Consider the following 22,188-nt stretch of genomic DNA (forward strand, 5'->3'; position numbering starts at 1 on the left):
AGTCGGGCCCTCCCTCTTCCGCAAGGGGAGAGGGGTTACAGGGCCAGCACTGCTTCCGCCTCGGCCAGATGCAGTCGCTCGACCATCTGGCCATCCAGCCGGATCGCGCCCTTGTCCGCGTTCTCCGGCTTGGCGAAGGCCGCGACGATCGCCCACGCCCACGCCAGTTCGTCGTCGCTGGGACCAAAGCCGGCATTCGCCGCGTCGATCTGCGACGGATGGATCAACGTCTTCCCCTCGAACCCCAGCATCGCCCCTTGCGCACATTCCGCACCAAACCGCGGCGGGTCGTCGAGCGCATTACAGACGCCATCGAGCGCAACTATCCCAGCCGCCCGCGCCGCGATCACGATCGATGCGAGCGCCGGGATCAGCGGCGTGCGATCCGGGCCGAGACGACACCGCATTTCCTTGGCGAGATCGTTGGTGCCGGCGATCAGCGCCGTCAGCCGCGTAGTTGATGCCGACTGGGACAAGGCCGGCAGCGAGAGGATTGCGGCACAGGTCTCGATCATCGCCCAGATCGGCGGGCCTGCTTCGCCCAGCGACGTGCGGATTTCCTCCAGATCGGACGGGTAGGACACTTTGGGCACGAGCACGGCGTCGATGCCTGTGCCGCGTAGCGCAGCGATGTCGTCATTGTACCACGGCGTGCCGAGGCCGTTGATCCGCACCACGAGTTCGCGCGCGCCGAACCCGCCTTCGCGCACCGCCTCGACGACGCGGTCGCGCGCGGCGGCCTTCTCGTCCGGCGCGACCGCATCCTCCAGGTCGAGAATGACGACGTCGCAATCGAGCGTCCGGGCCTTGGCGATGGCGCGCGCGTTCGATGCCGGCATGTAGAGCGCGCTGCGGCGGCGGCGCGTCACGGGCGGCTCTCCATAAGCGCCCGCGTGACCCCGTTGGTCCAGCCGAAGCCGTCCTGGTTGGGATATTCGCCGCCGCCGCCCGGCTTGCGCTCGACCACGTCGTATTTCTCGAGCAGCTTGCCGCTTGCCTGATATTCGCGGTCGACCGAGGCGAGCCAGGCCTTGGTGATCCGGTCCGCAAGCGCAGTCTCGCCGTAGCTGGCCAGACCTTGGATAGCGATCCATTGGAGTGGGGCCCAGCCGTTCGGGTCATCCCATTGCTGGCCGCTGCCGATCAGGGTCGTTCGCACGCCACCTTCGCCGACGAACGGGGCGAGCGCGGTGGCGGTCGTCTTCGCCTGAGCCGGTGTCGCTACCTTGGCGAACAGCGGGAACGCCATTGCGGCGCTCGCGAAGTCGTTCGGGCGGTTCGTGTCGAGGTCATAGTCGGCGAAGAACCGGTCGTTCCACAGATGCTGGCGGATCGCGGCGGCGCGAGCGGTCGCCTGCGCCGTGTAGGACGTCGCGCAAGCGGTGTCGCCGAGCGTCCGGCAGTTACCGGCTATCGCCTGCTCCATGCCGACCATCAGGCTGTTGAGGTCGACCGGTGCGAACCGCGTGGTGCGGATCGTCGCGAGCGTGCGGCCATCCGCCAGCCAGCGGGACGAGAAGTCCCAGCCGCTTTCCGCCGCCGCCCTCAGGTCGCGAAAGAGTTCTCCGCGGTTGCGTGACGGCGTACGGTCGGCGAGCTCCGCGTCCTCGCGGTAGCTTTCGTCGCGGGGATCGTCGCGGTCGTCCCAGTAGCGGTTGAGCAGCGCCCCGTCGGGGAGGCGGACCGCGCGGCGCGATTGCTGGCCGGGCTTGAGCGTCTCGGCGCCGGCCATCCAGAACGCGTGTTCGGCGCGGAGCTGGCGGGTGCGGGTAGCGAGTGTCTTTCGATCGCGCGAGAGGCCGGCGATCAGGTAGAAGAACGGCGGTTGCGAACGGCTGAGATAGTAGGTGCGCGTGCCGTTGGGGATGTGGCCGTAGCGATCGATCAGGCTGCCGAAATCGACGATCATGTCCTCGACCAGATCCTGCCGCCCGGAGCGCTGGACGCCGAGCATCGTGAAATAGCTGTCCCAGTAATACATCTCGCGGAAACGGCCGCCGGGGACGACGTAGCGCTTCGGCAGGGTCAGCGCAGAGGAGCCTGCGGGGACACTCGTCTGGGTGCGTGTGAGTTGCGGCCAGAGCGCGTCGATATGGGCCTTCAGTGTCAGCCGCTCGGACGATGGCGGCGCGGCGGGCGTGGTCGGGATCGTGAAGTTCGCCGCGACGAACTGCCGAAGCGCCGGATGTGTATCGCAGCGGCATTTCGCATAGTCGGCGATGATGGCCTTCGCCGGCCGCTTGGGCGTCGCGTCGGCGAAGGTCTTCGAATCCGGGAACAGCCCGCGCATTTGCACCGCCTTGTAGAGCGGGCCGAATAGTTGCGCGGGGGACCGCGGCGCGGGCGAGGCCGCGACCAGCAACGACGAGAGCGCGAGCAGGCCGTAACGACGCATCAGGTGACGACGTCCGGCGCGGTGCGGCCGGTGTGCTCGGCGATGCCTGCGATCGTTTCCGCGGCGGCGACGATGCTGGCGAGCATCTCGCCGGTGTCGCGGTCAAGGTCGCCGCCGACCGGCTCGTAGCGTTCGAGGTAGACGCGCAGTGTCGCGCCGGTGGTGCCGGTGCCCGACAGGCGGAACACGACGCGGCTGCCGCCTGCGAACAGGATGCGGACGCCCTGGTTGCGGCTGATCGAGCCGTCGGTCGGGTCGGTATAGGCGAACTCGTCCGCGGTCTCGACGGTGAGGTCGCCGAACTGCTGGCCGGGGAGGGTGGCGAGGCTTGCACGAAGCGCGGCCATCAACGCGTCGGCGCGCGGGGTCTCGACGCCTTCGTAATCGTGGCGGGCGTAATAGTTGCGGCCGAACTTCGCCCAGTGATCGCGCGCGATCGTGTCGACGCTGTCGCCGCGGACCGCGAGGATGTTGAGCCACAGGAGGACCGCCCACAGGCCGTCTTTCTCGCGGACATGGTCGGAGCCGGTACCGGCGCTTTCCTCGCCGCAGATCGTCGCCATGCCGGCGTCGAGCAGGTTGCCGAAGAACTTCCAGCCGGTCGGCGTCTCGTGGGCTGGGATGCCCAAGGCCTCAGCCACGCGGTCGGCGGCGGCGCTGGTCGGCATCGAACGGGCGATGCCCTTGAGGCCGCCTGCGTAACCGGGCGCGAGGTGCGCGTTGGCGGCCAGCATCGCGAGGCTGTCCGAGGGGGTGACGAAGCGGTGCCTGCCGATGATCAGGTTGCGGTCGCCGTCGCCATCCGAGGCCGCGCCGAAATCGGGGGCGTTGGGCGCCATCATCGTCTCGTACAAGGCGTGGGCGTGGACGAGGTTGGGATCGGGGTGGTGGCCGCCGAAATCGGGGAGGGGTTCGCCGTTGCGGACCGTGCCCGCCGCAAAGCCGAGGCGGCGTTCGAGGATCTCGGTCGCGTACGGCCCGGTGACTGCGCTCATCGCGTCGAATGCCATCGTCAGCTTTGCCCCGCGGATCGCGTCGAAGTCGAACAGCGTTTCCATGAGCGCGGCGTAGTCCTCGACCGGATCGACCACCTCGACGGGCATCGCGCCGACGGTGACTTCGCCGTCGATGTCGAGGTCGATATCGTCGGCATCGACGGTCAGCCAGCGATCGATCTCGAGCGTGCGTGCGTTGATCGCGTCGGTCACGGACTCGGGGGCGGGGCCGCCATTGGCGGTGTTGTACTTGATCCCGAAATCCTCGTCGGGACCGCCGGGGTTGTGGCTGGCAGAGAGGACGAGGCCGCCGATCGCGCCACGCTTGCGGATCATGTGGCTCGCGGCGGGGGTCGACAGGATGCCGCCGCGGCCGACGATGACGCGGCCGAAGCCGTTCGCCGCGGCCATGCGGATCGCGACCTGGATGACTTCGCGGTTGAGGAAGCGACCGTCGCCGCCGATCACCAGCGTCGCGCCGGTCTTGTCCGCCACCACGTCGAACACGCTCTGGACGAAATTCTCGGCGTAGTTGGGCTGCTGGAAGACCTTCACTTTCTTGCGCAGACCGGACGTGCCGGGCTTCTGGTCGGTGTACGGCGTGGTCGAAACGGTGCGGATCATGCGGGTTCCAGGAGGCTTGAATAGAGGTTTGCGTAGCGGCGGCCGCTCTCGTCCCACGAGAAGTCCGCGCGCATCGCGTTGCGCTGCAACATGGCCCAGCGATCGGGGCGTGCATAGAGCGCGATCGTTCGGCGCAGCGCGTGGCTGAGCGCTTCCGGCGTGACGCCGTCGTGCTGGATGCCGGTGGCGACGCCCGCGGCGATCGCGGCTTCGTTGGCGTCGATCACGGTGTCGGCAAGACCACCGGTGCGCGCGACGACGGGAATGCAGCCGTAAGCGAGGCCGTAGAGTTGCGTCAGGCCGCAGGGTTCGAACCGCGACGGGATCAGGATCGCATCGGCACCGCCTTGCAGCAGGTGCGAGACAGGCTCGTCATAACCGATGCGGACGCCGATCCGACCGGGGTGGCGTTCGGCGGCGGCAAGGAAGGCGAGTTCCAGGGCGGTGTCGCCCGAGCCGAGCAGCGCGAGACGGCCGCCGAGTGCGACGAGTTCGTCGAGCGAACCGGCGAGGACGTCCATGCCTTTCTGCCAGGTGAGGCGGCTGATGACGGTGAAGATCGGGCCGTCACCGGTGTCGAGGCCGAACAGGGTTTCAATCGCGCGCTTGTTGGTGCGGCGGCGGGCTAGCGTGCGGGCCGTGTAGCGGGCGGGGAGGGACGCGTCGGTCTCGGGGTTCCAGACGGCGGGATCGATGCCGTTGACGATCCCGGTGACGCGGCCGGCGCGGTCGTTGATGAGGCCTTCGAGGCCCATGCCGAACTCGCCGCGGCGGATTTCTGCGGCGTAGGTCGGGCTGACGGTGGTGATCGCGTCGGCGGCTTCGAGCCCGGCTTTCAGGAAGCCGACGCCGCCGTAATATTCGACGCCGTCGAGCGCGAAGGCTTCGTCGGGGAGCGCGAGGTCGGCGAAGATGTCGTGGCCATAGCGTCCCTGGAACGCGATGTTGTGGATCGTGACGACCGTCTTGGCGGGTTTGGCGGGGCCGGGGGCGTAGCGGAGGTAGGCGGGGGCCATCGCTGCCTGCCAGTCGTGCGCGTGGAGGATGTCGAATGCGTAGCCGGGGACGGCGCCAGAGGCGAGATCGGCGGCGGCGCGGCTGAACGCGGCGAAGCGGCGCCAGTTGTCGGACCAGTCCGCGCCGGTCGCGTCGCCGTACGGGCCGCCGCCTCTGGCGAACAGCGCGGGGGCGTCGAGGACCAGCAGGGGCTGATCGCCGATTTTCGTCTTGAGGATGCGGGCTTCGGTGCCGAGCAGGTCTGTGTAGCGGTGGACGACTTTCGCGCGCTTGGTGACGGCTGCGAGGGCGGGGTAGCCGGGGAGGAAGGTGGTCAGCATAACGTCATGCGGCGCTAGCGCGGACGGGAGCGCGCCGACCACGTCTGCGAGACCGCCGGTTTTTATGAGGGGATAGGCTTCGGAGGCGACGGACAGGACGCGCATCAAATCCTCCCCGGCACGGGGAGGGGGACCATGCATCGCATGGTGGAGGGGGGCTTCCGCAAACGGTACGCGCGCGGTTGCAGACGGTATGCTCGAAGGCGGTACGCTTGCGGTCGCACCCGGTGCGCTCGCGGTGAGCCCCTTCCACCCTTCGCCGATGGCGAACGGTCCCCCTCCCCGTGCCGGGGAGGATTTGTGTTCGTCATCACGCGGTTAGCCGGTCGATCATGGATTTGGTTACGAGCACTACGCCGTTGTCGGTGCGGCGGAAGCGTTGGGCGTCGGATTCGGCGTCCTCGCCGACCACCAGGCCGTCGGGAATTTCCACGCCGCGATCTACCACCACCTTCGACAACCGCGCGCCGCGGCCAATCACGCAGTGCGGGAGGATCACCGCTTGATCCAGCATGGAATAGCTGTGCGCGCGGGTGCCGGTGAAGATCAGACTGCGGTGGATCGAGGAGCCGGAGATGATGCAGTCGCCCGAGACCAGCGACGACACCGCCTCGCCGCGGCGACCGTCGTCAGCGTGGACGAACTTGGCCGGTGGCGTGACCTCCGAATAGGTCCAGAGCGGCCAGCTTCGGTCGTAGAGGTCGAGCTTGGGCACGACATCGGTGAGGTCGATATTCGCCTCCCAATAGGCGTCGACCGTGCCGACATCGCGCCAATAGGCCTCGACCTCGAGCCCCGAGCGCACGCAGCTGTCGGAGAAGCGGTGCGCGACCGCCTTGCCGTGCTTGACGAGGTACGGGATGATGTCCTTGCCGAAATCGCGCGACGATCCGGGCGTTTCCGCATCGCGGCGGAGTTCGTCGAACAGCAATTTGGTGTGGAAGACATAGATCCCCATCGACGCCAGCGCGATGTCCGGGTTGCCGGGGATCGCGGGCGGATCGGCGGGCTTCTCGACGAACGCGGTGACGTTGTCGTGTTCGTCGACGGCCATCACGCCGAAGCCGACCGCCTCCATCCGCGGCACTTCGAGGCAGGCGATCGTGACGTCCGCGCCGGTCTCGCAATGCTGTTGCAGGATCAGCTCGTAATCCATCTTGTAGATGTGGTCGCCGGCCAGGATGACCATGTATTCGGGCGCGTGGCTCTCGATGATGTCGATGTTCTGGTACACGGCATCCGCGGTGCCCTCGTACCATTGGAATTCGCTGATGCGCTGCGAGGCGGGCAGGATGTCGAAGCTCTCGTTGCGTTCCGAGCGCAGGAAGTTCCAGCCGCTCTGCAGATGGCGGATCAGCGAATGCGCCTTGTACTGCGTCGCGACGCCGATCCGGCGGATGCCCGAGTTGATCGCGTTGGACAGCGCGAAATCGATGATGCGCGCCTTGCCGCCGAAATACACCGCGGGTTTCGCGCGCGTATCGGTCAGTTCCATCAGGCGACTGCCGCGGCCGCCGGCCAGCACATACGCCATCGCGTCGCGCGCCAATGGCTGTCCCCGCCGTTCCACCATGTCCGTCTCTCCCGTTGTCCGTCTTGTTCGTCGCTATAACTCCCCGTCACCCCGGACTTGTTCCGGGGTCCACCGTTCCGCGTATTTTCAGACCGTTGATTTCGCGGAACGGTGGATGCCGGAACAAGCCCGGCATGACGGGTGGATGGGCTAGGTCACTCTTCAAATTCCAGCATGATCGTCGCCAGCGGGGGCAGCGTGACCCAGGCCGCGCCATCCTTGGCCACGACGCCGCCGAGATTGCCGAGGCCACTGCCCCAATAGTCGCGCGCATCGCTGTTGATGATCTCGCACCAGCGGCCGTCATGCGGCAAGGGTATGCGATAGGGTGCGCGGGCGATCGGCGTCATGTTGGCGATGATCGCGATCGGCTTCGCACCGGGCGCCTTGCGCAACCACGCGAATACCGAATTGGCGGCATCGTCGGCGATCAGCCATTCGAAGCCTTCGCCTTCGCAATCGCGCGCGTGCAATGCCGGCTTCTCGCGGTAGACGGTGTTCAGGTCGCGGACGAGGTTGCGGACCCCCTCGTGGCTGCGACTGTTGCGCAGGCACCAGTCGAGTGCGCGCGCTTCCGACCATTCGCGGCGCTGCGCGAATTCCTGCCCCATGAAGAGCAGCTTCTTGCCCGGATAGCCCCACATGAACGCGTAATAGGCGCGCAGGTTGGCGAATTGCTGCCAGTCGTCGCCGGGCATCTTGGTCAGCAGCGAGCCCTTGCCGTGCACGACCTCGTCATGGCTCAAGGGCAGGACGAAATTCTCGCTGAACGCATAGACGAGCCCGAAATTGATCTCGCCGTGATGATGCTTCCGGTGCAGCGGATCGCGCGCCATGTACTGGAGCGTGTCGTGCATGAAGCCCATGTTCCATTTGAACCCGAACCCGAGCCCGCCGCTCTTGCCGTCGTCGCTCACCGGCGCCGAGACGCCCGGCCATGAGGTCGATTCCTCGGCGATCGTGAAGACGCCGGGGTGCTGGCCGTAAATCTCGCGGTTCATGTCGCGAAGGAACGCGACGGCTTCCCAATTCTCGCGACCGCCGTCTGCGTTGGGGATCCATTCGCCGTTTTTACGCGAATAATCGCGGTACAGCATCGACGCGACCGCATCCACGCGGAGGCCGTCGATGTGATAGCGCTCGGCCCAGAACAGCGCGTTGTTGACGAGGAACGACGCGACTTCGCGCCGCCCGAAATTGTAGATCGCGGTGTTCCAGTCGGGGTGGAACCCGAGCCGCGGATCCTCGTGTTCGTAGAGCGCGGTGCCGTCGAACTTCGCGAGCCCGAACGCGTCGGTCGGGAAATGCGCGGGGACCCAGTCGAGCAGCACGCCGATCCCGGCCAGATGCGCGCCGTCGACGAACCGCGCAAAGCCATCGACGTCGCCGAAGCGGGCGGAGGGCGCATAGAGGCCGGTGGTCTGGTAGCCCCAGCTCGGGTCATACGGGTGTTCGCTGATCGGCAGAAATTCGATGTGCGTGAAGCCCATCTCGACGACATACGGGATCAGGCGATCGGCGAGCGCGTCCCAGGTCAGGAACCAGCCGTCGGCGTCGCGGTCCCATGAACCCGCGTGGACTTCGTAGATGCTGATCGGCACGCGACGCGGATCGACCGACGCCCAATGCTTGCGGTGATCGGTGTCGGCCCAGTCGTGCGCGAGTTTTCGCGTGATCGAGGCGTTGGCGGGACGGAGTTCGCCCGCGAAGGCGAATGGGTCGGCCTTGAGCGGCTGCAACTGGCCGTCGGGCCCGACGATCTCGAACTTGTAGGCGCGATATTCGGCGATGTCGGGGATGAAGATCTCCCACACGCCGACGTCGCCGCGCTTGCGCATCGCGTGGCGGCGGCCGTCCCAGTCGTTGAAGTCGCCAACCACCGACACGCGCTGTGCGTTGGGGGCCCAGAGCGCGAAGTGGACGCCGTGCGCGCCTTCATGCTCGATCAGGTGTGCGCCCATCTTGTCGTGGAGGCGGCGGTGCGTCCCCTCCGCCATGAGCAGGTCGTCGATCGGGCCGAGTACGGGGCCGAAGCTGTAGGGGTCGGTGACCCACCACGACGTGTCGCCCGCCTCCGCATGGTATTTGACCGGCTGTTGCATGCCGTCGATCGGACCCTCGAACAGGCCGCGATCGTCGATGCGGGGGAGCGTGCCGAGCGCGGTGCCGTCGAGTGCGTGCGCCTCCGCCGTGTCCGCGCCGGGCAGCCAGACGCGGGCGAACACGCCGGTCGGGCCGCTGTGGACGCCGAGCAGCGAGAACGGATCGTCGTGACGCCCTTCGAGGAGGGCAACGATGGCGCCTTCGGGTGGCTTCACATCACCGTCCAGATCTCGCGTGCGTACTCGCGGATCGTGCGGTCGGACGAGAACCAGCCGACGCGCGCGACGTTGCGGACGGTCGAGGCGACCCATGCGTCGCGGTCGTTCCAGCGGGTGTCGACCGCGCGCTGGGCGGTGGCATAGCTGTCGAAATCGGCGGCGAGCATGAACCAGTCGCCTTCGTACAGCCCGCCCATCAACCCAGCATAGCGCGTCTTGTCGTCGGGCGAGAACACGCCGGACGCGATCGCGGACACCGCCTGGCGGAGTTCGTTAGAACCGTCGATGACGCTGCGCGGGTCACAGCCGTTGGCGCGCTTCGCCTCGACCTCGTCCGCGGTCATGCCGAAGATGAAGATGTTGTCGTCGCCGACCCGGTCCTTGATCTCGATGTTCGCGCCGTCGAGCGTGCCGATCGTCAGCGCGCCGTTCATCGCGAACTTCATGTTGCCGGTGCCCGACGCCTCGAGTCCGGCGGTGGAGATCTGTTCGCTGAGGTCGGCGGCGGGGATGATCTTCTCCGCCAGCGACACGTTGTAATTGGGCAGGAACGCGACCTTGAGCAGGCCACCGACGGAAGGGTCCGCGTTGATCCGGCGCGCGACGTCGTTCGCCAGTTTGATGACGAGTTTGGCGTTGTGATAGCTCGACGCCGCCTTGCCCGCGAACAGTTTCACGCGGGGCGTCCAGTCGCGCTCGGGATGGCTGCGGATCTGGTCGTACAGCGCGACCGTCTCGATGATGTTGAGCAGCTGGCGCTTATACTCGTGGATGCGCTTGATCTGCACGTCGAACATCGCGTCCGGGTCGACGCGGAGCCCCATGCTCTCCTTGATGTGATTTGCCAGTGCCACCTTGTTCGAACGCTTCACGCTCGCAAAGCGCTCCCTGAAACCGGAATCGTCCGCGAAAACATCCAGATCGACGAGCTTTTCGGCATCGTCGAGGAAGCCGTCGCCGATCGCATCGCGGATCAGCGCGGTAAGGCCGGGGTTGCACTGCTGGAGCCAGCGACGCGGCGTGATGCCGTTGGTCTTGTTGTTGATCCGCGTCGGATACAGCTTGTGGAGATCGGCGAAGACCGTCTTCTTCATCAGCTGCGTGTGGAGCGCGGCGACGCCGTTGACGCTGTGCGACCCGGCAAAGGCGAGGTTCGCCATCCGCACGCGCCGCTCTCCGCCCTCATCGATCAGGCTGATCGCGGCGATCGCGCGGTCGTCGATCCCCTCCGCGCCGCGTGCCTCGCGCAGCAGCTTGGCGTTGATCGCGTAGACGATCTGCATGTGGCGCGGGAGCAGCCGTTCGAACAGCGGCAGCGGCCAGCTCTCCAGCGCCTCGGGCAACAGCGTGTGGTTGGTGTAGCCGAAGGTGGCGCGGGTGATCTTCCACGCCTCGTCGAACGCGAATTCGTGGTGGTCGATCAGTAGGCGCATCAGTTCGGCGACCGACACCGCAGGATGCGTATCGTTGAGCTGGATCGCGGCCTTGTCGGGCAGCGTGCGGATATCGCCGAAATACTGGATATGGCGGCGGACGATGTCCTGGATCGACGCGGACGAGAAAAAATACTCCTGGCGGAGACGGAGTTCCTGCCCCGCCGCGGTGGAATCGTTGGGGTAAAGGACGCGGGTGAGCGTCTCGGCGCGCGTCTGATCGGCTAGCGCACCCGAAAAATCGCCGGCGTTGAAGCGGTCGAGCTTGATCGGATCGAACGCGCTGGCGGTCCAGAGGCGGAGCGTGTTGACGTGCTTGCCGCGCCAGCCGACCACGGGGGTGTCGACGGCAGTGGCTTCGACCGCCTCGGACGGGCTCCAATGGACCTGACCGTTATCTGCCACGGTGACTTCACCGCCGAAGCCGACGAAATAGGCGCTCTCGCGGCGTTCGAACTCCCAGGGGTTGCCGTGCGCGAGCCAGTTCTCGGGCATCTCGACCTGCCAGCCATCGTCGATCCGCTGGCGGAACATGCCGTTCACGTAGCGGATGCCGTAGCCGTAAGCCGGCAGCGCTAGGCTCGCCATGCTCTCCATGAAGCAGGCGGCGAGCCGGCCCAGGCCACCATTACCGAGCGCCGCGTCGGGTTCGATCTCTTCGAGTTCGGCGAGGTCGACGCCGTGGAGCGCAAGCGCTCGCGTGACTTCGTCGTTGCGCTGGAGGTTGGTCACCGCGTCGCGCAGCAGCCGGCCGATCAGGAATTCGAGGCTGAGATAATAGACGCGCTTGGCACCGGCCGCGTGCGCCGCCTTGGTCGACGCCATCCAGCGCTCGACGATGTCGTTGCGGACGGTGAGAATCGTTGCCGCGAGCCAGTCGTGCGGCCTCGCGGCCTGCGCATCCTTGCCGATGCGGTGGACGAGCGTGTCTAGGATCGAGTCGGCGAGATCTTGGGCGGGCTGCTGTACGGCGGGGTCTGAGGTCACGCGGCTTCCGAAATCGTTACGGTCGCCGTGATCCTAGCTGCCCGCGAGCCGATGTCACGCGGACTTCCTTCCCGTGATGGAAAAGAAGATTGCCGATCAATGCTTTGAATTTGGTATGATCCATCACCGCGCTGGGGCGGTGGTGGACAGGGTAGGGTTCGAACCTACGTAGGAGAAACTCCGGCAGATTTACAGTCTGCTGCCTTTAACCACTCGGCCACCTGTCCAGGCCGCTTTTGCAAGCGCCGCTCTTTCAAGCGAGGCGGCTCAATGGCGAAGCGCGCTCGGTGTGTCAACGCAGGTTTTGCGAAGTTTCGTGGTTCATAGTTGCCGCGGGAGCGGAATGCCGACAAGGACGCGGCATACACAGACACGATAGAGAGCGAATATGGCACGCAAGGGACACAGGCCGAGCAAGGCACCGGCAGGCCGCCCCCGCTTCTGGGGCAAGCACGCGGTGGGCGCGGCGCTCGCCAATCCGGAGCGCACGGTGCGCAAAATCCTCGGCACGCGCGAGGCGCTGGCCGGGTTCGACCTGCCCGCCGACGTGCCGGTGACCTATGCCGAGGCGATGGATCTGGCGCGGCTGGTGCCGGGCGACGCGCCGCACCAGGGCGTGGTGATCGAGGTCGAGCCGCTCGAGGACATGTGGCTGGCCGACCTGCTCGAGCATGGCAAGGACGACAACCGCCCGCTGGTGATCCTCGACGGGGTAACCGATCCGCATAACGTCGGCGCGATCTTGCGCTCGGCGGCGGCGTTCGACGCGCTGGGGATTATTACGCCGGATCGGAATGCGCCGCCGGAGTCGGGGACGATCGCTCGGGCTGCTTCGGGTGCGCTTGAGTCGGTGCCTTGGATTCGGGTGGTGAACCTGGCGCGCGCTCTGGAGGAGATCGCTGCGGCCGGGTTCTGGCGGATCGGGCTGACCGGCCACGCGACGCAGACGCTGTCGGAGGCGATGGGCACGCAGCGGATCGCGATCGTGCTCGGCGCCGAGGGCGAGGGCATGCGGCAGAATACCGAGCAGCATTGCGACGAGCTGGCGAAACTGCCGATCTCGGAGAAGGTGGAGAGCCTGAACGTGTCGAATGCGGCGGCGATTGCGTTGTACGCGATCACCACGCGGTGACCTGAACTCCCTCGCCCCTCCGGGGAGAGGGAAGGGGCCCGCCGCCCTTGCGGTGGGAAGGGAGAGGGGAGTGAGGCTCGGGACCTGGATCCCAACAGCCCCTCACCCTTCCGGCGCAAGCGCGCCTCCCTCCCTCTCCCCGTAGGGGCGAGGGACAGTTAGTCTTCCGCTGCGATCTTTACCTTCAGGCCATCGAGTCCCTCGGTCAGCTCGATCTGGCACGACAGACGTGAAAACTCATCCCGATCACTCGTCGAATCGAGCAGATCATCCTCGTCCGGCCCCATCGGCTTCAGTTTGGCCGCAAAGTCCGGGTCGACATGGACGTGGCAGGTGGCGCACGAGCAGCAGCCGCCGCACAGCGCCAGGATCTCGTCGATCCCGGCGTCGCGAATGACTTCCATCACCGAAAGCCCCGCCTCGCCGATGATCTCGCATTCTTCCCCTTCGCGCGTCACGACGATAAGCTTGGGCATGTCATTCTCCGAAAAACTTCTGCGCGTTCATGCCGTTGCGCGCGCCAGGGATCAAGCATCATGGGCCTGAGCGCAGAGCAACTCGAAACCGCTATGGCGGCGTTGTGCGAGATCGAGCCGGCGTTCGCGGTCGCGGTGGGCAATGCGGGTCACCCCGCGCCCCGGATCAGCGAGCGCGGCTTTGCGACGTTGTTGCGGACGATCGTCGGCCAGCAGGTGAGCGTCGCCTCGGCCGCGGCGGTCTGGAACAAGCTCGACGCGGTGGTCGGTGGCGCAGGCGACCCGGCAAAGATCGCCGCCGCCAGCGACGAGTTGCTAAAGAGCGCCGGACTGTCGCGCCAGAAGCTCGGCTATGCCCGCAGCCTCGCCGACGAGGTGACGAGCGGGCGGCTCGACCTGGCCAACCTGCCCGAGGACGACGAGGAGGCGATCGCCGCACTGGTCCGCGTGAAGGGGATCGGTCGCTGGTCGGCGGAGATCTACCTGCTGTTCGCGGAAGGGCGGACGGACATCTGGCCGGCCGGTGACCTCGCGATCCAGATCGAGGTTGGGCGTATATTGGGCCACGAGACGCGCCCCAGCGAGAAACTGACGCGTGAGGTGGCGGAGGCCTGGCGCCCGCATCGCGGCGCGGCAGCGATCTTCGCGTGGCATCATTACCAGGCGGACATGAAGGTCATTTGAGGCGGGGACGGCTCGTGACTGCGGACGCGCTCCCTCGTACCGCGTTAACCCGATACTGTCGCCTCGGCCGTATTGCGGCGGAAATCAGGAGTCGCGATCATGAAATTCATCGAACTGAAGTCGCATGGCGGCAACTACTACGTCGTGGCGGCGAACGTCGCCTATCTGCGCAAGGACGAGAATGGGCAGACCAAAGTCGGACTCGTCGGCGGCGACTCGCTGATGGTGTTGGGGAGCATGGAGGACGTCGCGGCAAAGCTGCTGGCGGGCTGACCCGAACGCCGCTGTAGGGGGATACATGTGCCGACGATGCGCTTGTTCCCCAAGCGCCCTTCCGGCAAAGCGGCCGGCGATGCCAGCACCGACCTCAGCCTTCGCCAACTCGCTCGCCGAGAGCCACCGCACCGTCGTCGTTCCCGAAGGCGCGTCGTTCTGGCGGCGGCTGTTCGCGTTCGTGGGGCCGGGGTATCTCGTCGCGGTCGGCTATATGGACCCGGGCAACTGGGCGACCGACATCGCCGGCGGCTCCGCGTTCGGCTACACGCTGCTGTCGGTCGTGTTGCTGTCGAACCTGATGGCGATGGTCTTGCAGGCGCTCTCCGCCCGGCTCGGCATCGTCGCCGGGCTCGACCTCGCGCAAGCCTGCCGCGCGAATTATTCGAAGCCGGTCTCGGTCGCGCTCTGGTTCCTGTGCGAGATCGCGATCATCGCCTGCGACCTTGCCGAAGTGCTCGGCACGGCAATCGCGCTGAAGCCGCTGTTCGGCCTACCGCTGGTCTACGGCGTCATGCTTACCGCGCTCGACGTGTTCCTGATCCTCGCGCTGCAACGCTTCGGGTTTCGCAAGCTGGAGGCGTTCGTCGTCGCGCTGCTCGTGATTATTGCAGGCTGCTTCATCTTCGAGCTGTTCCTCGCGCGACCTGACATGGCGGGCGTGCTCGGCGGCCTCGTCCCGACGACGCAGATCGTCACCAACCCGGCGATGCTCTATATCGCGATCGGCATCCTCGGCGCGACCGTCATGCCGCATAACCTCTATCTCCACTCGTCGATCGTCCAGACGCGCGCGTTCGCCAAGGACGCCGCGGGCAAGCGCGATGCTATCACGATGGCGACGATCGACGGCACGGTTGCTCTGGGGCTCGCCTTCTTCATCAACGCCGCGATCCTGATCCTGGCGGCGGCGACCTTCCACGTCGCCGGGCGCACCGACGTCGCGGAGATCGACCAGGCCTATGAACTGCTGGCGCCCATGCTGGGCATGGGCGCGGCGAGCGTGTTGTTCGCGGTCGCGCTGCTTGCGTCGGGGCAGAACTCGACGGTGACGGGCACGCTCGCCGGCCAGATCGTGATGGAGGGGTTCCTCAACCTGCGCATGCCTGTGTGGGCGCGGCGGCTGGTGACTCGGTTGCTGGCGATCGTGCCTGCGGTGTTCGTCGTCGGTGCGTCGGGGGATGCGGGCGCGACGAAGCTGCTGGTGTTGAGCCAGGTCGTGCTGAGCCTGCAACTCCCGTTTGCGGTCGTGCCGCTCGTCAAGTTCACCGGCGACCGCACGATCATGGGCGATCTGGTCAGCCCGGCTTGGCTGAAGATCCTCGCTTGGGCGATTGCCGCGGTAATCATCGGGCTCAACGGCACGCTGCTGTACGGGATGCTCTAGGCGACCGGCGAGCCTGCGTTGGGCAAGGCGGCTTCGTCCGCCTTGGGCTTTTTGGCGAACAGCGCGCGGTCGGCGGGGCCGAACGCGTATTTCCACAGGATGTAGAGATAGGTCGCGGCGATCGCGGGCTCGCCGATCGCGAGTTCGACCCATTCGTAGCGCTTGGGCAGCGCGGTGAACGCGCCGCCGACGACGATCGCGGCGCCGGCTGCCCAGACCAGCGGCCAGCGCCACGGCGAGACCTTCGCACCGAGTAGGTGGCCGAGCAGTTTCGACTTGATCACCGAGGTCAGCGCGACCGACAGCATTAGCGCGATGGCGGGACCGGCCGCCTGATAGTTGATGGGATAGCCTAGGGCCCGGATCGCGAAGATCAGCGCGAAGCTGAGGCCGACCTGGAACGCGAGCATCGCCGCCGAGATCATCAGGTTACGGTGGCGGGCGATGTAGACGAGCGCGGATTCGCTGACCGCGCCGGTCGAGGCGAGCACTTCGGCGGTGAGCAGGAAGGCGAGCGCGGCGGTGCCGGCGACGAACTGCGGGCCGACCACGCCCATCACCGCTTCGCCGGGGATCGAGCCCATCAGCGCGAGGCCGCCTTGCGCGGCCATGATCCAGAACGCGACTTGGCGCACCTGATTGGCGATCGCGGCGCGGTCGTTGATCGCGAGGCTGTGGGTGATGACGGGGCCGAGGATCGGGTCGAAGCTGGTCTTGAGCTTCTGCGGGAGGCTCGCGACCTGCTGTGCCATGTAATAGATGCCGACGACCTTGGGCTCGAACATCACGCCGAGGATGAAGCGGTCGACGTTGCGGCTGCCCCATTCGAGGATGTCGGCGCCGGCCAGCGGCACGTTGGCGCGGGCGAGCGCGTAGAGCGGGCGAAGGTGCGGCGACCAGCCGCGCGGGATGCCGTAGCTGCGCAGGAACGGCACGAGGCTGGCGATCAGCGCCGCGGTCATCGACGCGACGTAGCTGAGCACGAGGCCGTCGCGGATCGTGAAATAGGAGAACGCCCAGGCGGCGATCGAGATCGTCCACGGCTCGACCACCGCGCGTGCCGTCACCGCGGCCTTGACGTTGAGGCGGTAGGCGAGCGCCGCGAGGCTGACGTCAGACCAGGCGATCGCGACGATGATCAGCGGCAGGAACCGGTCGAGCCCGGTGATCGCGCTGTTCGGGTACATGATCTGCGGGAACGTACAGAGCACCGCGCTGGCGATGAGCGAGGCGACGAACGCGACCGCCATGGCGTCCCACACGACGTTGGCGTGGGGGCGGTCGGCGCTGCTGAGCGCTTGGGCTAGGCCGCGTTTCAGGCCGAGCGTGGCAAGGAGCGCGGCGAGTTCGACCACCACGACGGCGATCGCGAACCGGCCGACGAGGTCAGGGCCGTAGATGCGGCCGGCGATGAACAGGAACGGGATGCGCGCGGCGAGGCGGAGGACGAAGCCGGCGATGTTGGTACGACCACCCTTGGCGAGCGTGTCGATATCCTGCGTGGCCTCGGTCACGCGCTCAGGCCTCCGTCACCCCGGGCTCGTTCCGGGGTCCACGGTCCCGCATACTCACGGGCCGGCGAGTACGCGGAACGGTGAATGCCGGAACAAGCCCGGCATGACGGGGGGGGCTGGATCAATGCGCCGCGCCCCAGCTGAGCCCGGTACCGATTTCGATGCCGAGTGGGACGTCGAGCGTAACCGCAGGCAGTGCCGCCGTCGCCATGACGCGTTCGATCACGGGCTTGGCCGCTTCGACGTCACCTTCCGGTAATTCGAACACGAGTTCGTCGTGGACCTGGAGGAGCATGCGGACGTTCGGCAACCCGGCTTCGAGCAACGCCGGCCCCATGCGGACCATCGCGCGCTTGATGATGTCGGCGCTGGTGCCCTGGATCGGCGCGTTGATCGCGGCGCGCTCGGCGCCCTGGCGTTCGTGCTGGATCTTCGAGCGGATGCGCGGGAAGTGCGTTTTTCTTCCGAACAGCGTGGTGGTGTAGCCGGTCGCGCGGACGCTTTCGGTGGTTTCGACGATGTAGGTCGAGATGCCGGGGAAGCGGTCGAAATAGCGGTCGATCATCGCCTGCGCCTCGTCCGCCGAGACGTCGAGGCGACCGGCTAGGCCCCAGCGCGAGATGCCGTAGAGGATCGCGAAGTTTATCGTCTTCGCGCGGCCGCGGGTGTCGCGGTTGACCTCGCCGAACAGTTCCTGCGCGGTGAGGCTGTGGATGTCGTCGCCGTTCGCGAACGCGGCCTTCAGCGCGGGGACGTTGGCCATGTGCGCGGCCAGGCGCAGCTCGATCTGCGAGTAATCGGCGGCGAGGATGACGTTGCCGGGCTCGGCGACGAACGCGTCGCGGATCTGGCGGCCGATCTCGGTGCGGATCGGGATGTTCTGGAGATTCGGATCGGTCGACGACAGGCGTCCGGTCTGCGCGCCGGTGAGGCTGTACGAGGTGTGGACGCGGCCCGTTGCCGGGTTGATCTGCGCCTGCAACGCATCGGTGTAGGTCGATTTCAGCTTCGACAACTGGCGCCAGTCGAGCACTTTCCGCGCGATCACCGCGCCGGGGGAATCCTTGTCGGCGGCGATCCGTTCGAGTTCGGTGACGTCGGTCGAATAGACGCCGGACTTGCCCTTGCGGCCGCCCTTGATGCCCATCTTCTCGAACAGCACGTCGCCTAATTGCTTGGGGCTGCCGATCGTGAAGGGCGCGCCGGCGAGCGCGTGGATCTCGGTTTCGAGGCTCGCCATCTGGCTGGCGAACTCGGTCGAGAGTTTCGAGAGTTTCGCGGCGTCGACCTTGATACCGTGCATTTCCATCTGCGCGATGACGGGAACGAGCGGGCGGTCGACCATTTCGTAGACGCGGGTCGAGCCTTCCGCGGGGAGGCGGCGCTTGAACCGGCGCCAGAGGCGGAGCGTCACATCGGCGTCCTCGGCGGCGTAGCGCGTGGCGGCCTTGAGGTCGATTTCGTTGAAGGTCCGCTGCGTCTTACCGGTGCCGACGACGTCCTTGAACGCGATGCAGGTGTGCGAGAGGTGCGTGGCGGCGAGTTCGTCCATGCCGTGGCCGTGCAGCCCGGCGTCGAGATCGAAGCTCATCACGATCGTGTCGTCGAACGGCGCGATCTGCACGCCGCCGGTCGAGGTGTAGGCGCGGCCGAGCACGATCATGTCGTATTTGAGGTTGTGGCCGATCTTCAGGACGCTCGGATCCTCCAGCAACGGCTTCAACTTCGCGAGCACGATTGCGGACTCGAGCTGAACCGGGTTTTCCGCGAGCAAATCCGTTCCGCCATGCGCGATAGGTACGTAGCAAGCGAGGTTCGGATGCAGCGCCATGCTGACGCCGACCAGGTCCGCGCGCGTTGCGTCGATGCCGGTGGTCTCGGTGTCGATCGCGACCCAGCCCTGGTGCTTGGCGACGGTAATCCAGCGATCGAGTGCGGCTTCGTCGACGACGGTTTCGTAGTCGTCGTGCTTGCAGGGTTCGTCCGCGTCGAGATCGGCGGTGCTGGTGGGTGCCTCGACGGGGGCTTCGGCGACCGCGGAGAGCTTGGCGATCAGCGACTTGAAGCCGTGATGTTCGAGGAACGCGCGTAGCGGCGCGTCGGGAATGCCCTTGAGTTCGAGATCCTCGAGCGGCTCGGGTAGCGCCACGTCGCATTTGAGCGTGACGAGCACCTTCGACAGCCGCGCCATCTCGGCATGCTCGATCAGGTTATCGCGGAGCTTGCCCTTCTTCATGCCGTCGGCGGCCGCCAGCACGGATTCGAGATCGCCGTGTTCTAGGATCAGTTTTGCCGCGGTCTTGGGGCCGACACCGGGGACGCCGGGGACGTTGTCGACGCTGTCGCCCATCAGCGCGAGCACGTCGCCGAGCTGCGCGGGGGTGACGCCGTGGAATTTCTCCGCGACATGCTCCGCGCCGAGCCGGCGGTTGTTCATCGTGTCGTACATGTCGAGCCCGGGCTCGATCAGCTGCATCAGATCCTTGTCGGAACTGACGATCGTGACTTCCCAGCCCTGCGCGAGCGCGGCCTTCGCGTAGCAGGCGATGATGTCGTCGGCTTCGAGTCCCTCGGTCTCGATGCAGGGGAGGCTGAACGCGCGCGTGGCGTCGCGGATCATCGGGAACTGGGGGACGAGATCCTCCGGCGGCGGTGGACGCTGTGCCTTGTACTTGTCGTAGAGATCGTTGCGGAAGGTCTTCGACGATTTGTCGAGGATGACCGCCATGTGCGTGGGGCCGTCTGCGGCGTGAACCTCGTCGGCGAGCTTCCACAGCATCGTCGTGTAGCCGTACACCGCGCCGACCGGCTCGCCGTGCTTGTTGGTGAGCGGCGGCAGCCGGTGATAGGCGCGGAAGATATAGCCGGAGCCGTCGACGAGATAGAGATGGGGCATCGCGCGCGGTCTAGCGGATGCGGGCGCGGGGACCAATGGGCGAAGCGTGGTTGTTGGGTATCAGGTGGGGAGAAAAGCGGTGGGGGGACAGTGACCTTCCCCAAAATGGGTACCACCCCGGCGAAGGCCGGGGCCCAATTGGAAAGGTGATCGTAACGGCGCGCTGCGCTTCGTTATAACCGTCCCCCAATTGGGCCCCGGCCTTCGCCGGGGTGGTGGTGAGGTGGAAGATACCTGACCCAACAAGCTCCTCAATTGTTCTCCCGCGAAGGCGGGAGCCCAGTCTGGATCCCCGCCTTCGCGGGGAAACATGCTTCTTTGGTTCGAGAGAAGCCGGGAATCAGGGCGGTGAAAGGTCTCCTACTTCTTGATCAGGCCGATCTCGACAAGCCGCTCGTACAGATAGTCATGCGCGGTGATCGGGTTCGGATAGCGGTTCGCATTGTCCGGCGTGATCGTGCCGGGCAACGTCTCGATCAGGAAGTCCGGTGCCGGATGTAGGAAGAACGGCATCGAATAGCGCGAATGGCCGCGGCGTTCGGGGGGCGGGTTGACGACGCGGTGCGTGGTCGAGGGCAGCACGTTGTTGGTCAGGCGCTGGAGCATGTCGCCGACGTTGACGACCATCGCACCCTCGGGCGGCTTGATCGACAGCCAGCGGCCGTTGGCGCGGTCGAGCAGTTCGAGGCCGGCTTCCTCGGCGCCGAGCAGCAGGGTGATGAGGTTGATGTCCTCATGTGCGCCGGCGCGGACGCCTTCCGCATCGGCGGGGATCGGCGGGTAATGCAGCAGACGAAGGATGCTGTTGCCGTCCTTCACCGCCGGGTCGAACCAGTCGGGCTTGAGCTTCAGGTGGCGCGCGATCGCGGACAGGAGCTTGTCGCCGGCGCGGTCGAACGCGGCGAAGAGTTCGAGGAAGACCGGTTTGAAGCCCTCGGGCCGCGTCGGCCAGACGTTCGGCGCCATCGTGTCCGCGTAACGATGACCCTCAGGCAGTTCGCGACCGACGTGCCAGAATTCCTTGAGATCGACGACCTTGGCGTCCTTGGCGATCTCGGTCTTGAACGGCGTGTAGCCGCGCGCGCCGCCGCCGCCGGGGATGTGATAGCCGCGCTTCTCGTCCTCGGGGAGGTCGAACAGGAGCTTGGTCTCGGCCCAGGCGCGCTCGATCAGGTCGGCGGGGATGCCGTGATCGGCGACGATCGCGAAGCCGTACCGCTCGAACGATTCGCCGAATGCGGCGGCGAAACCATCGGGGTCGGTGTCCTGCGTTGCGAGGCTGAGCGTCGGGACCTGGGCGGCGGGGGTGTCGAGCATGGGGTGCGTGTCCGGATTGGGGGACGCCCGATATAGCGGGTCGGGGGCGGCGTGCCAAATGCTTGGGGTGGGGTTGGTTTAGATCTTTCACGATCCTCCCCCGCTAGGGGGAGGTGGCGCGAAGCGACGGAGGGGGAGGGCGCGGAGCAGACGTTACCCTTACCTCCCCCTCCGTCTGGCAAGTGCCAGCCACCTCCCCCTGGCGGGGGAGGATTGCAGTCCGCCGCTCTGTAACCCGGACGTGTTCCGGGGGGCACGGTTCCGCGTCATCGCGCCGCTGGCTTTGCGGAACGGTGGATGCCGGAACCAGCCCGGCATGACGGAGGGGACGTTACCCGCTGATGACGATCGTGCCCGTCGCCTTGTCCGCGCCGTCGGGGGCGAGTTCCAGGCGGAAGGGCTTGTTCTCGTCGGTCGTGCCGATCAGGTTCGCGCCTTCCGGACGCACCTTGTAGCCGACCTTGCCCAAGCGCTCGGCGAACCAGTCGCGGACGGTGGCGGGAGTCGCCGGGCTGGCGAAGGCAACGCGAAGGCCGCTGCCAGTGTCGTGACCGTTCTTTTCGTTACCGACGATGTTGAGATTCTTGATCGACGACCCAGGGTACAGCCGCACCCCGTTCAGATCGAAATTGCCCGAATCGATCTGGATCTTCGGCAGCTTCACCGAACCCCGAAAGCCGGGCACGTCGATCTTCATCTCGCCGGTCTCGCCGTTGATCGCGCCCAGCACGTTGCCGCCATCGGCATTGATCGACACCGTCGTGCCTTCGTCGGAGCGGTTGCAGGCGGAGAGTGCGAACGCGCTTAAGAGGCCGACGGACGCGAGGAGGAGGGGGCGGTGCAT

16 protein-coding genes and 1 tRNA gene are annotated in these 22,188 nt (G+C 66.6%); 4 read left to right on the forward strand and 13 right to left on the reverse strand.

The window, feature by feature from the left end; genetic code table 11:
- Window positions 1–35: 35 nt before the first annotated feature.
- The 8 genes from AC3D24_RS16610 to AC3D24_RS16645 form a co-directional block, all read right to left on the reverse strand.
- Window positions 36–869, reverse strand: coding sequence for an HpcH/HpaI aldolase/citrate lyase family protein (locus AC3D24_RS16610; RefSeq protein WP_489032251.1), 834 nt, complete (start codon window positions 867–869; stop codon window positions 36–38).
- Entirely contained in the window at window positions 866–2,395 is a 1,530-nt protein-coding gene (gene treA, locus AC3D24_RS16615) for an alpha,alpha-trehalase TreA (RefSeq protein WP_489032252.1), read from the reverse strand. The genes AC3D24_RS16610 and treA overlap by 4 nt, the downstream gene beginning before the upstream one ends.
- Window positions 2,395–4,014, reverse strand: a complete 1,620-nt coding sequence (locus AC3D24_RS16620; protein WP_489032253.1) for an alpha-D-glucose phosphate-specific phosphoglucomutase — start codon at window positions 4,012–4,014, stop codon at window positions 2,395–2,397. The genes treA and AC3D24_RS16620 overlap by 1 nt, the downstream gene beginning before the upstream one ends.
- Window positions 4,011–5,456 carry a glycogen synthase GlgA gene (gene glgA, locus AC3D24_RS16625; RefSeq protein ID WP_489032254.1) on the reverse strand — a complete coding sequence of 482 codons (1,446 nt, stop codon included), beginning with the start codon at window positions 5,454–5,456 and terminating at the stop codon, window positions 4,011–4,013. Before glgA ends, AC3D24_RS16620 begins: the two co-directional genes overlap by 4 nt.
- A 205-nt stretch (window positions 5,457–5,661) precedes the next feature.
- Window positions 5,662–6,921 carry a glucose-1-phosphate adenylyltransferase gene (gene glgC / locus AC3D24_RS16630; protein WP_489033192.1) on the reverse strand — a complete coding sequence of 420 codons (1,260 nt, stop codon included), beginning with the start codon at window positions 6,919–6,921 and terminating at the stop codon, window positions 5,662–5,664.
- 158 nt (window positions 6,922–7,079) lie between these two features.
- Complete coding sequence (gene glgB, locus AC3D24_RS16635; protein ID WP_489032255.1) at window positions 7,080–9,242, reverse strand: 1,4-alpha-glucan branching protein GlgB; 2,163 nt, start codon at window positions 9,240–9,242, stop codon at window positions 7,080–7,082.
- On the reverse strand, window positions 9,239–11,665 hold the full coding sequence (locus tag AC3D24_RS16640) for a glycogen/starch/alpha-glucan phosphorylase (RefSeq protein WP_489032256.1): 2,427 nt from the start codon (window positions 11,663–11,665) through the stop codon (window positions 9,239–9,241). Before AC3D24_RS16640 ends, glgB begins: the two co-directional genes overlap by 4 nt.
- Before the next feature lie 140 nt (window positions 11,666–11,805).
- Window positions 11,806–11,892: transfer RNA gene (locus tag AC3D24_RS16645), tRNA-Tyr, on the reverse strand.
- A 161-nt stretch (window positions 11,893–12,053) separates the two neighbouring features.
- Between AC3D24_RS16645 and rlmB the strand changes: the two genes are divergently transcribed.
- Window positions 12,054–12,797 carry a 23S rRNA (guanosine(2251)-2'-O)-methyltransferase RlmB gene (gene rlmB / locus AC3D24_RS16650; RefSeq protein ID WP_056055070.1) on the forward strand — a complete coding sequence of 248 codons (744 nt, stop codon included), beginning with the start codon at window positions 12,054–12,056 and terminating at the stop codon, window positions 12,795–12,797.
- Between the two features lie 158 nt (window positions 12,798–12,955).
- Here rlmB and AC3D24_RS16655 read toward each other — a convergent pair whose 3' ends face one another.
- Entirely contained in the window at window positions 12,956–13,273 is a 318-nt protein-coding gene (locus AC3D24_RS16655; protein WP_489032257.1) for a 2Fe-2S iron-sulfur cluster-binding protein, read from the reverse strand.
- A gap of 60 nt (window positions 13,274–13,333) precedes the next feature.
- Here AC3D24_RS16655 and AC3D24_RS16660 point away from each other — a divergent pair, with 60 nt between their 5' ends.
- The 3 genes from AC3D24_RS16660 (at window position 13,334) to AC3D24_RS16670 (ending at window position 15,617) form a co-directional block, all read left to right on the forward strand.
- Window positions 13,334–13,957, forward strand: a complete 624-nt coding sequence (locus AC3D24_RS16660) for a DNA-3-methyladenine glycosylase family protein (protein WP_489032258.1) — start codon at window positions 13,334–13,336, stop codon at window positions 13,955–13,957.
- 99 nt (window positions 13,958–14,056) lie between these two features.
- Complete coding sequence (locus AC3D24_RS16665; RefSeq protein WP_489032259.1) at window positions 14,057–14,230, forward strand: hypothetical protein; 174 nt, start codon at window positions 14,057–14,059, stop codon at window positions 14,228–14,230.
- A 79-nt stretch (window positions 14,231–14,309) separates the two neighbouring features.
- Window positions 14,310–15,617, forward strand: coding sequence for an Nramp family divalent metal transporter (locus AC3D24_RS16670; RefSeq protein WP_489032260.1), 1,308 nt, complete (start codon window positions 14,310–14,312; stop codon window positions 15,615–15,617).
- Here the strand turns inward: AC3D24_RS16670 and AC3D24_RS16675 are convergent.
- From AC3D24_RS16675 to AC3D24_RS16690, 4 genes are all read right to left on the reverse strand, one after another.
- Window positions 15,614–17,131 (reverse strand): lipopolysaccharide biosynthesis protein, encoded by a 1,518-nt coding sequence (locus tag AC3D24_RS16675; RefSeq protein WP_489032261.1) that lies wholly within the window; start codon window positions 17,129–17,131, stop codon window positions 15,614–15,616. The two genes, AC3D24_RS16670 and AC3D24_RS16675, sit on opposite strands and share 4 nt — an antisense overlap.
- Before the next feature lie 121 nt (window positions 17,132–17,252).
- Window positions 17,253–20,027 carry a DNA polymerase I gene (gene polA / locus AC3D24_RS16680; protein WP_489032262.1) on the reverse strand — a complete coding sequence of 925 codons (2,775 nt, stop codon included), beginning with the start codon at window positions 20,025–20,027 and terminating at the stop codon, window positions 17,253–17,255.
- A 360-nt stretch (window positions 20,028–20,387) separates the two neighbouring features.
- The gene (locus AC3D24_RS16685; protein WP_056055084.1) at window positions 20,388–21,344 is read right to left on the reverse strand and encodes an isopenicillin N synthase family dioxygenase; all 957 of its coding nucleotides are present in this window, start codon (window positions 21,342–21,344) and stop codon (window positions 20,388–20,390) included.
- Window positions 21,345–21,675: 331 nt separating this feature from the next.
- Complete coding sequence (locus AC3D24_RS16690) at window positions 21,676–22,188, reverse strand: hypothetical protein (RefSeq protein ID WP_489032263.1); 513 nt, start codon at window positions 22,186–22,188, stop codon at window positions 21,676–21,678.

The organism is Sphingomonas sp. SL1004 (assembly GCF_057815015.1).

What these genes read in the sequence shown, in the direction of transcription:
- rlmB (WP_056055070.1), top strand. Translation starts at nt 12,054, where the DNA reads ATGGCACGCAAGGGACACAGGCCGAGCAAGGCACCGGCAGGCCGCCCC.
- AC3D24_RS16670 (WP_489032260.1), top strand. Translation starts at nt 14,310, where the DNA reads ATGCCAGCACCGACCTCAGCCTTCGCCAACTCGCTCGCCGAGAGCCAC.
- glgA (WP_489032254.1), bottom strand. Translation starts at nt 5,456, where the DNA reads ATGCGCGTCCTGTCCGTCGCCTCCGAAGCCTATCCCCTCATAAAAACC.
- AC3D24_RS16665 (WP_489032259.1), top strand. Translation starts at nt 14,057, where the DNA reads ATGAAATTCATCGAACTGAAGTCGCATGGCGGCAACTACTACGTCGTG.
- AC3D24_RS16685 (WP_056055084.1), bottom strand. Translation starts at nt 21,344, where the DNA reads ATGCTCGACACCCCCGCCGCCCAGGTCCCGACGCTCAGCCTCGCAACG.
- polA (WP_489032262.1), bottom strand. Translation starts at nt 20,027, where the DNA reads ATGCCCCATCTCTATCTCGTCGACGGCTCCGGCTATATCTTCCGCGCC.
- AC3D24_RS16690 (WP_489032263.1), bottom strand. Translation starts at nt 22,188, where the DNA reads ATGCACCGCCCCCTCCTCCTCGCGTCCGTCGGCCTCTTAAGCGCGTTC.
- AC3D24_RS16660 (WP_489032258.1), top strand. Translation starts at nt 13,334, where the DNA reads ATGGGCCTGAGCGCAGAGCAACTCGAAACCGCTATGGCGGCGTTGTGC.
- AC3D24_RS16620 (WP_489032253.1), bottom strand. Translation starts at nt 4,014, where the DNA reads ATGATCCGCACCGTTTCGACCACGCCGTACACCGACCAGAAGCCCGGC.
- treA (WP_489032252.1), bottom strand. Translation starts at nt 2,395, where the DNA reads ATGCGTCGTTACGGCCTGCTCGCGCTCTCGTCGTTGCTGGTCGCGGCC.
- AC3D24_RS16655 (WP_489032257.1), bottom strand. Translation starts at nt 13,273, where the DNA reads ATGCCCAAGCTTATCGTCGTGACGCGCGAAGGGGAAGAATGCGAGATC.